The sequence below is a fragment of the Bacteroidales bacterium genome, assembly GCA_018334875.1.
Classification (GTDB): Bacteria; Bacteroidota; Bacteroidia; order Bacteroidales; family UBA12077; genus JAGXLC01.
This window is the reverse complement of sequence record JAGXLC010000154.1, coordinates 1-9,436: the sequence shown is the minus strand read 5'-3', so window position 1 is coordinate 9,436 and position 9,436 is coordinate 1. Positions and strand designations below refer to the sequence as shown.

The following is a 9,436-nucleotide window of genomic DNA, read 5'->3' as shown; positions in this document are numbered from 1 at the left end:
TATACAGCTGATAATTTCACTTTGCCGTAGAACTGGTTGTGAATGGCTTTTTGCCATTCTTCCGGAGGTCGCCAAACATTGACGTCGGTATATTCATCCTGATTTTCTTTGTTTCTGAGCAGATCCCTTAACTTGGTAGCTTTTTCAGGTTCCAGGAGACGGAAATAGGGATCTTCGTTATCAACTACAATGGCTTCTTCATTTGGTTTGGGAGGTTCAGTCTCCCTGACAAACGCACCCCCTGCTGCATTTTCATCCTCTTCAATATTTCTTAAGGGAAATCTTAAGGTTGAAGGCATATTGGAGGAAACGAGTGTGTTGGCAATCATCATGGACGGCGATTCTCCCACGTTGATACCCACTCTTTTGCTTTGGCCCGGTTCCAGAGTGACGGCTTGCTCTTCCGACATACTGCTGTTTCTGCGGCGGCCTATGCGCATGCTTAATTGTACAAGTCCCAGACTGCCTCCGGTGTTCGTCACGGTTATTTCAGCCTGATATCTGGGCCTTTCTCCTTTATAATAGGAATAAACCTCTACATTTTCGAAGGTGAAAGCAGGTAACTCTCTGGCATAAAGCCAATCGCTCATATACTTTTCTGTGTCGACGTTGTAACGGTTTTTTACATAATCCAGAAACTGCTCTCCTGCGTTGTTTTTGTATCTGCTGGCTACGATGAAACTGTCGAGTACAGGATCAAAATCGGCGGAACCGGCAAAATGCTTCATCAGGTTGATGAAATGGGATCCTTTCACATCAATCACATCGCTGAGCCGGACAAAATTGGATGTATCACTCATCAATTCTGCAAACGAATTTTCCTGTAACAGGAGGTTTGCCCTTTCCTGTGCCCCAACCCCATCGTTGCCGAAGAAAAAGCCGCGGTTGTCTTCGGCTGCCCGGTTATCGATGTATCGTTCCAGCACAGGATTCATCACCGGCAATTCCTCCACTCCAAAATCATTGCAATAGGAAACAAAATTCGGAAATATCTTGGTGTTGCCAGTTACGTTGTCCTGGTCGAACCACCCCCGGCGGAAGTCTTCTCCTTCAATGAAATTGGAGTGGATAAACCTTCTGAAGATATCCGCTTTCATTTCTTCGGGTGAACGATCACTGTCTCTTCCTCTTCTTTGAAAACGCCTGACCATTCTTGGAAAGTCGGCGCCATTCATCGAATATGCCCGCTCTTTCATCATCACCATCTGCGGCAGTGAGGCTTCATTGGCAAGCGTAAAATTTTTCTTGTAGGCATAGAAATGAGCCGGTACTTCAACCAGGGAAAAATCCCGGAATGGATAATCCAGATGGATTTGCGATTCATAATCATCCATTACCCGGTTGATAAGCGAAGGAATGGTATCCTGAACTTCACTGAAGAACGGTTTGTAGAAATCGTGATCTTTCTTGTAATATATGTTGTAGGTAATTTCTCCCACGGTAAGTGAATCGCGCCGGTACTTTCCGGCAATTACCGAGAGGCAGGTGAGCGGCTCTTTCGGTTCGAATGTCCATTTGTTGTCTTTCTGTGTTGGTTTGCCCTGGCTAAGCACCCTCATGTTTCTTCCAACTTCTGCAGTGAGCTGAAAATCTGAGAAATTTTTGGGAAAACCTGCCACGTTTTTTGATGAAAAGCCAGTTCCGGGGAGAGGATACCAAAGCAGTTCCGGTGTAAACATTAGATACTCTGAGTTGAGGAAGCTGAATTTTTTAGGCACACGAAACAGCATCTCGTGTTCACCACGGAAGAGCAGATCATTGGGCACTTCAAGATAACAAACCCTTTCGTCGGGATAGCCATCGTAACTGAGGGTGATATTTGCCGAGTCACCGACCGGAAGTTTTCTATCTATGAGGACCAGGTGTTGTTTTTGGTCGTATCCGTTTTCCTGACCATTGATGCTGCACTTATCCACCTTAAATCCCGGGTTGATGCTGAATATTATTGTATCCAGTGCTTCATTGCCCCTGTTACGAATTGTCATGTCGGCAATGAGACTAACCTTTCCCCCCTCGTGTTTCAGATTGAGCTTGTATTGATTAACTACGGGGACATTAGTTTTCAGGTACTGGTCGTTCAGCTTGATCAGTTGATCCCTGAAACGGCGCATGGTGATCTCCTGATCCACATGATTTACGGTAAGCCATGAAGCTGCGCCCAGGAAAAGAATACCGCCCGCTATGGAAATCCAGTAATTGGAATTCGATTGACGCAGGCGCTTCATCAACAGCACAGTAAAAAAAACCAGGGATAGCCCCAGTGAGATGTAGAGGGCTTTATGCAGTATGATTCGGTCAGGATTTGCCAATCCCGTAAATTCAGACCACATCATGGGAATATTGAACGACATATAGTCGAAGATATAAAAGAGCTTGTCATTGAGATAGAAGAGTGTCAGTGCAATGTATCCCAACAGTATAAGCAACACCACTGCCTGGTTTCGTATCAGTGCCATCAGAAAGAATGAGAGCCCAAAAATGAACAACAGGGTAGGGATGGAGATGAGCACGAAATACAGGCCGTATCCCAGAGGGTCAAAGACCATATCCTTGGTAACCAGCGTAAATATGAGCGGAATGATGAGGATCAGCACATTCAGTGCCAGAAATACCCGAAGGTTGCCGTAGATTTTTCCCCAGATATATTCACCGTTGGATAGGGGACGCGCATAGATGACTTCCGTTGTATCCTGCTTTTTGTCGCGTTTCATGAAGTCAGTTGCCAGAAAAGAGGCAATAACAGCCTGAATCACATTAAATATCAGTAGGGAACCATAGGGTATGTTGGTCGGCAATCCACGCAGGATCCTCGGAGAAAATTCCTGCTGGGAAACCAGAATGTTGAAGAGTATCAGAACGATCAGGCCAATGATGGCAAAAATGCGCAAAAACCAGCTCCGCATGAGTGTTTTGGACTCAAACCGGGCAACCGTATTGAAATTGCTGAAGGAGAACATTTTTTTATGGTGTTAAAGTTCACTAACCATATATTGATTTAATTCTTTGTCCATGAAATGGACATAAGCATGTTCCAGGTCGGGTTCAATCCTTTCGCCGGGATAATCAGGGAGTTCATCAGCTACCAGTATGACTTCCCATCCTTTTTCCATCATCACCGTGGAGATAACAGGGTATTCTTCCTTTATCTTTTCCAGTTCCATCGTGGTCAGGATCACACGCCAAACATTACCTCTTGCTTTATCTACCAGTTCTTCCGGCGTGCCCCTGAAGGCAAGCTCTCCCTGATTCAGCAGGGCCATTTGGTTACATGTGCTGGAAATGTCTGCCACAATATGGGTAGAAAGGATGATGATCCTTTCTTCTCCTGATATTTTGGACAACAGGTTTCTGAAGCGGATTCTTTCGTCCGGATCGAGGCCTGTGGTCGGTTCGTCAACTACAATCAGTTTGGGATTGTTTATAAGTGCCTGGGCAATACCAAGTCTCCGTTTCATACCTCCTGACAGCTTTCCTGCCTGGCGGTCGCGGGCATCAAAAAGCCCCACTTCCTCAAGCATCTGGTCAACTGCTTCATTGCGCTGTTTTTTATTGTTCAGTCCGGAAAGAGCTGCTGAATAGTCAAGAAATTCCCACGTTTTAAGTTTTGAGAAAAATCGAAAGTCCTGGGGAAGGTATCCGATCATTTGCCGGACCTTCTTCCGGTGTTTATGGATGTTCATGCCATTGACAGTGACCTTGCCGGTGGTAGGCTTCATAAGAGTTACCAGAATGCGCATCAGGGTGGACTTTCCTGCTCCATTGGGACCGAGGAGCCCGAACATTCCGTTGCCAATGGTTAGCGAAATATCCCTAAGGGCATAAAAATCCTTGCCATAAATTTTGTTTAAATGATCAATGTGAATTTCCACAGAATTAATTTTAAAGATCAACTAAAATTTAAGGGACAACTGTTGAAGGATTACCCCTAACTAGGTTTTAATCCCAGGTTAGTTTTTTGGGTCCTTTTCTCAGATTGAATCATACATTTTATAGTAATAAGACACATAAAAATAGAATCTATTACAAAAACAAAAACTTTTTTAAATTTATTTAATTTTACCCAAATTTAATTTTCGTTAATTGACAAAATAAAAATCAGGTTATAGATTAAAAAAGTGAAGAAAGACAAAAAAGTCGGACTGGCGCTTGGAGGCGGGGCGGTACTTGGTGCTGCTCACATTGGTGTTTTGAAGGCACTGGAAGAGCTTAATATATCAGTAGATTACATTGCCGGGACAAGTATAGGGGCTTTTGTTTCAGTTTTTTATGCCTTTGACAAACCATGGAACGAGATTGAAGAAATAGCGTTGGAACTCGAATGGATGGATATTTCTGGCATTTCTCTTTCTCAATACGGCCTGCTTTCAAACGAAAAACTGGGAGAGCTTATCACAAAATATATTGGTGATAAAAAATTTACGGAATCCTCTATTCCATTGGCTATGATTGCAACAAACATATCCAATGGCAAAAAAATAGTTTTGAATAAAGGCTCAGTTGCAGATGCTGCTATGGCGAGTACATCAATTCCCGGTATATTCAAGCCGGTGGAAATTGAAGGGAAACTTTTAGTAGACGGTGGAATTGTGGAAAATGTTCCCATTCACACATTAAAAGATATGGGTGCCAGTTACATCATTGGAGTTGACTTAAACGCGAAACATTCCTATAAAAAGCCTGAAAACATCATTGACGTTCTGGTAAACAGCTTTCATTTTACTTTACAGGCATCAACAAAACTTCAGACAGAGGACGCTGATTTAATCATTCAGCCGGACTTATCCTCATTTAACAGATCAGACATGGATCAGGTGGAAGATCTCATAGAAAAAGGATATACGGAGTCGATCGATAAACTGAGAGACAATCTATGATTGATATAATACATAATATTAATTTTTTATGTACTGAGATTATCTCTTGAATTTATCATTCAGCTTCAGTATCCGGCCAATTCTCTTTCCTGTATTTTCCAGAAGTTTTGGTGCTTCCCGGAGTGAAGTTTCAAGATCAATAGGACCCTCTGTTATGGGTAAGATCAGGTCAAAGCCCTTATCGTACAATACATCTGTGCCTTCATCCACAGCACCTGCCACAGCGATCAGGGGTTTATTATGTTTTTTCGCCAGCCGTGCAACTCCGGAGGCGGTTTTACCGTAAGCCGTCTGCTCGTCAATTTTGCCTTCTCCGGTGATGACCACATCTGCCTCTTTAATTTTATCTTCCAGACCGGTCTCTTTTGCAATCAATGTAAACCCGCTCTCAATCTGTGCATTCGCAAAAGCCAGCAAGCTAATGGCCAAACCTCCTGCCGCACCGGCACCGGGCATGGAATGAAAATGTTTTCCCGTATAAGTTTCCAGCAAATCGGCATAACTGCTCAGATTTTCTTCCAGTTTTTTGACTTCCTGGGGTCCAGCACCCTTCTGTGGGCCATATACTGCTGCTGCCCCTTTTTCACCCGTCAGTGGATTGTCCACGTCGGTGGCGATACGGAGCCGGATGTCCTTCAGGCGGGGATCAATAGCATCGAAATTCAGCGTGTGGATTTGATCCAAATTTCCACCGTAGGGTAGGAAGGCTTTATCATTTTGATCGAGGAACAATGCACCCAAAGCTGCCAGCAGGCCGGCCCCACCGTCAATGGTTGCGCTTCCCCCGATCCCCAGTATGATTCTGGAGCATTCGTTGTCCAGTGCATGGCTGATCAGTTCGCCGGTTCCGTAGGTTGTTGTTTTAAGGGGATCCCGTTCTTCCGGTTTTAAAAGTTCAATGCCGGAGGCACTGGCCATCTCAATTACCGCTGTCTTTCCATCTCCCAGAATACCGTAAGAAGCGGTAATCATTCTCATTAACGGGTCGTGTACCCGCGCTTTTTCCAGTATTCCATCAGTAGCATCAATCAGCGCCTGAACGGTACCTTCCCCTCCGTCGGCAACAGGCGAGAGGCAGATTATGACCTCTCCCAAAATCTTTTGAATTCCGGTGCAAATGCTATCGGCCGCATCTAATGAAGAAAGGCTGTGTTTAAAGGAATCCGGTGCAATGAGTATTTTTATCATTTCTTCTTCGCTTTGCTCAGGGTGAAGGCAAAAGAAGTACCTTTGCCCGGAGTGCTTCTTACATTGATGGTTTGATTATGGGCTTCAATCACATGTTTTACGATTGCCAAACCCAGGCCTGTTCCGCCCTGCTCCCGTGAGCGGCTTTTATCTACCCGGTAAAATCTTTCAAAAATCCTTGGGATGTCTTTCTGTTCGATACCCAGGCCGTTGTCGGTCACCTCAATTAGAATGTTGTCGCCCATATCCATGAAGGATACCGTGGTTCTCCCATTCCTTTGCCCATAGTTGATAGAGTTGACAATTAGATTGGAAGCCAGTTGAAAAATCCTTTCCTTATCGGCGTAAACCTTGATCGGCTTGTCGTATTTGGAGTCAAAGGTCAGCCTGATACCGTTTTCCTTAGCTTTCAGTTCCTGGGTCTCAAATACATCTTTCATCAGGGAAACGATATCAAAAGTTTCGTAGTCCAGTGTGAGCTCGCCGGATTCGAATTTGGTGATCGCTTCAAGGTCTTCCACAATGTATATCAACCGGTTGATGCTTTTTTCGGCTTTCTTTAGGTACTTTTTATTGATCTCCGGATCATCAATGGCACCGTCCAGGAGGGTAAGCACATATCCCTGTATTGTAAAGATGGGAGTTTTAAGCTCATGCGATACATTGCCGAGAAATTCCTTTCTGTAGCGTGCCATTTGCTTGAGCTGGGCAATCTCCCGGGTTTTGTTCTTTGCCCAGCTAACTACTTCATCGTTGACCTCGCTGATGATGTCCTTTTCTTCAAGATCACGCTTCAGATCCTTCTCCGGAATGTTCTTCTGATGGATCGTCTTGTATATAGGATTGATCTTTTCAAAAATAAAACTGTTCAACATGTGGTATACCACAATGAAAACAGAAATAAAAATGACAAGTATTCCAAAGATCACAGCCAGGAGCTCGGTGTTATTGTCTGAGAAAAGCAGCAGAAACAATACCACTGCGGAAATGAATGCAGATGCCAGGGAAATATTAACAGCCATCTGTTTGGGCGAACTGGTCCTCATAATGCAACAATTGAAAGGATTGATATTATTCCGTAAAACGGGTGTGAAATAATTTTATGATATTCAGCCGATTTTAATCCATTGGCATTATTCCTTGCCCAGTTGCTGCCTGACAATTTTGGCTACATATTTTCCGATTACATCAAATTCCAGGTTCATTATGGTTCCTGCCTTGATTTGATGAAAATTTGTGATGTTGTAGGTGTAGGGAATAACAGCCACTTCAAAAGAGGTTTCCTTTGAATTCACAACGGTCATGCTGACCCCGTTTATAGAGATTGAGCCTTTCTCAACAGTGATGTAATCTTCCTGGGATGGATCATATTCAAATTTGAAATACCAGCTTCCCTCTGCTTCTCTTACTTCAGTGCATCGGGCGGTTTGATCTACATGACCCTGGACGATATGTCCGTCCAGGAAACTGTCTGCTTTCATGCTCCTTTCCAGGTTGACCTTATCTCCGATTTTTAGGGAACCCAGGTTCGATTTTTCCAGCGTTTCCCTGACCGCGGTTACTGTAAAGTTTTTCTTTTCGGCATTTACATCTACCACTGTAAGGCATACTCCATTGTGGGAAACGCTCTGGTCAATGCTGAGCTGATCGGCAAACGAGCATTCCATAGTGATGTGAAGGTTTCCCCCTTCTTTCTCCAGATCAACGACTGGAGCTGCTTCTTCAACGATTCCTGAAAACATAGATCTTTGTTTATGGTTTTACTAAAAAGGTGTTGTATGGTTTAATGCAATTTGCAGTAAAGAAAAAAGTCAGTCGAGAATTTCCCTGGCGAATTTAGAAATTATTTGTTGTTTCTTGTTAAATTATATTGCATATTTGACAGCTACATAAATTTTCTGTTAACATTCCGTCCAAAAGGAATAATACGGCTTGGATTATGATATTTGTAACCGGAGCAACGGGTTTTATAGGAGCCCATCTGCTTTATCAATTGATTGGCGGGGGCAATGAGGTGGTGGCCCTGAAGAGGCCATCAAGCAACCTGCAACTCGTAAAGGATGTATTTAAATACTATACCCGGGATTATGATACATTCTTCAGGAAGGTTGATTGGGTGGACGGGGATATTCTGGAATATCATACCCTTCTGGAGGTAACCCAAAAAGCAGATGAGATTTATCATGGCGCAGCTATGGTATCTTTTGATCCTGGGGATAAGTATACGATGTTGGATGCTAATATCCGGGGTACGGCAAATGTGGTGAATGCAGCCCTTGAAAACGAAGTGCCCAAGGTGGCCTATATTAGTTCTGTTGCAGCTTTAGACCCGGCAAGGGAAGGTCAGGTTATTACAGAGGACTTTTTTGGCAATTTTCCCAGTCGGGATTCCAATTATGGTGAAAGTAAGTTTAAAGCTGAACTTGAGGTATGGCGTGCTGTTGAAGAAGGATTGAATGCGGTAGTGGTGAATCCCTCTGTTGTGCTTGGTCCCTGTATTCCATTAAAAGGGCCGGGCGGCTTTTTTAAGGTCATCCGAAAGGGTATTGGTTTTTATCCGTCTGGTATGACGGGATTCGCAGATGTAAGGGATGTATGCAGCATACTGATAAAACTGATGCAAAACAACATGGTTAATGAACGGTTTATTGTTTCAGAAGGAAACCATACGTATAAAGAACTTTTTCAACAGATAGCACAAGCATTTCAAAGTAAGATTCCGCAGAGGGAGATTAAACCTTTTATGACTGATATTGCCTGGAAGCTTGAGCGTGTCCGGGGTAAGCTTTTTATGCAGAAACCCCGAATAACCAGGGAGCTTCATGAATCGGCCCATAAGCGTGTGAGATACTCTAATGAAAAGGTGAAACAAATGCTCGGCCACCAGTTTATATCTTTGCAACAATCCATTGCAGATACCGTTAGTTCACTTGAGCATATAGGTTAAAATACCTCTATCCTCAGGTTCGTTCTAACGGGTAATGAATTAAGAACAGTTATTCAAATCAAAGATATTTGTTATCAAGCCAAAAGGCTTAGTAACTTTTAATATCCAAAACAAATTAAAATTTTAATGGGAAAGAGTAAGAGTAAAAAACAGTCAAAAGCCAAACTAAAGAAAAGATTGACAGAAGAGGTGCTTGAATTTTTCAACAGGCATCCTACAAAATCATATAATTACAAACAGGTTTCCAGTCAGTTGAATATAAGAAACAAACATAAAAGAAGGCTGGTTATGGACACCCTTGCCGAGCTGGAGCGTAAGGATTATCTGGATGAAGTAAAAACGGGGAAATATAAGATCAAGTTAAAAACAAGCATTCTGGAAGGAAGGATTGAATTCACTTCCGAAGGGGTAGGTTATCTGATATCGG

Annotated in this window: 8 protein-coding genes; 3 read left to right on the top strand and 5 right to left on the bottom strand. The window is 43.2% G+C overall.

All coding sequences use genetic code 11. The annotated features are described in order from the left end of the window. Both KGY70_12440 and KGY70_12435 read right to left on the bottom strand, forming a co-directional pair. On the bottom strand, positions 1 to 2,957 hold a 2,957-nt coding region (locus KGY70_12440), incomplete at its 3' end, for an ABC transporter permease (protein MBS3775992.1). Between the two features lie 12 nt (positions 2,958 to 2,969). Next, positions 2,970 to 3,869 carry an ABC transporter ATP-binding protein gene (locus KGY70_12435; GenBank protein ID MBS3775991.1) on the bottom strand — a complete coding sequence of 300 codons (900 nt, stop codon included), beginning with the start codon at positions 3,867 to 3,869 and terminating at the stop codon, positions 2,970 to 2,972. A 246-nt stretch (positions 3,870 to 4,115) separates the two neighbouring features. On the opposite strand from KGY70_12435, the gene KGY70_12430 reads away from it, so the two are divergent. Next, positions 4,116 to 4,874, top strand: coding sequence for a patatin-like phospholipase family protein (locus tag KGY70_12430; GenBank protein ID MBS3775990.1), 759 nt, complete (start codon positions 4,116 to 4,118; stop codon positions 4,872 to 4,874). Positions 4,875 to 4,913: 39 nt separating this feature from the next. On the opposite strand, the gene KGY70_12425 is transcribed toward KGY70_12430, so the two are convergent. The 3 genes from KGY70_12425 to KGY70_12415 all read right to left on the bottom strand — a co-directional run bounded on the left by KGY70_12425 (position 4,914) and on the right by KGY70_12415 (position 7,804). Continuing rightward, on the bottom strand, positions 4,914 to 6,062 hold the full coding sequence (locus tag KGY70_12425; GenBank protein ID MBS3775989.1) for a glycerate kinase: 1,149 nt from the start codon (positions 6,060 to 6,062) through the stop codon (positions 4,914 to 4,916). Beyond that, positions 6,059 to 7,108: a sensor histidine kinase gene (locus KGY70_12420; protein ID MBS3775988.1), complete on the bottom strand. Its 1,050-nt coding sequence runs from the start codon at positions 7,106 to 7,108 to the stop codon at positions 6,059 to 6,061. Before KGY70_12420 ends, KGY70_12425 begins: the two co-directional genes overlap by 4 nt. Positions 7,109 to 7,195: 87 nt before the next feature. Beyond that, positions 7,196 to 7,804, bottom strand: a complete 609-nt coding sequence (locus tag KGY70_12415; GenBank protein MBS3775987.1) for a riboflavin synthase — start codon at positions 7,802 to 7,804, stop codon at positions 7,196 to 7,198. A 197-nt stretch (positions 7,805 to 8,001) separates the two neighbouring features. On the opposite strand from KGY70_12415, the gene KGY70_12410 reads away from it, so the two are divergent. Both KGY70_12410 and KGY70_12405 read left to right on the top strand, forming a co-directional pair. Further along, complete coding sequence (locus tag KGY70_12410; GenBank protein MBS3775986.1) at positions 8,002 to 9,009, top strand: NAD-dependent epimerase/dehydratase family protein; 1,008 nt, start codon at positions 8,002 to 8,004, stop codon at positions 9,007 to 9,009. A gap of 126 nt (positions 9,010 to 9,135) precedes the next feature. Continuing rightward, a partial coding sequence (locus KGY70_12405) for a hypothetical protein (protein MBS3775985.1) occupies positions 9,136 to 9,436 on the top strand: 301 nt, incomplete at its 3' end.

Bases quoted from the DNA above. Each gene is read 5' to 3' on its own strand.
- KGY70_12410 (MBS3775986.1), top strand. From the start codon at position 8,002: ATGATATTTGTAACCGGAGCAACGGGTTTTATAGGAGCCCATCTGCTT.
- KGY70_12420 (MBS3775988.1), bottom strand. From the start codon at position 7,108: ATGAGGACCAGTTCGCCCAAACAGATGGCTGTTAATATTTCCCTGGCA.
- KGY70_12415 (MBS3775987.1), bottom strand. From the start codon at position 7,804: ATGTTTTCAGGAATCGTTGAAGAAGCAGCTCCAGTCGTTGATCTGGAG.
- KGY70_12425 (MBS3775989.1), bottom strand. From the start codon at position 6,062: ATGATAAAAATACTCATTGCACCGGATTCCTTTAAACACAGCCTTTCT.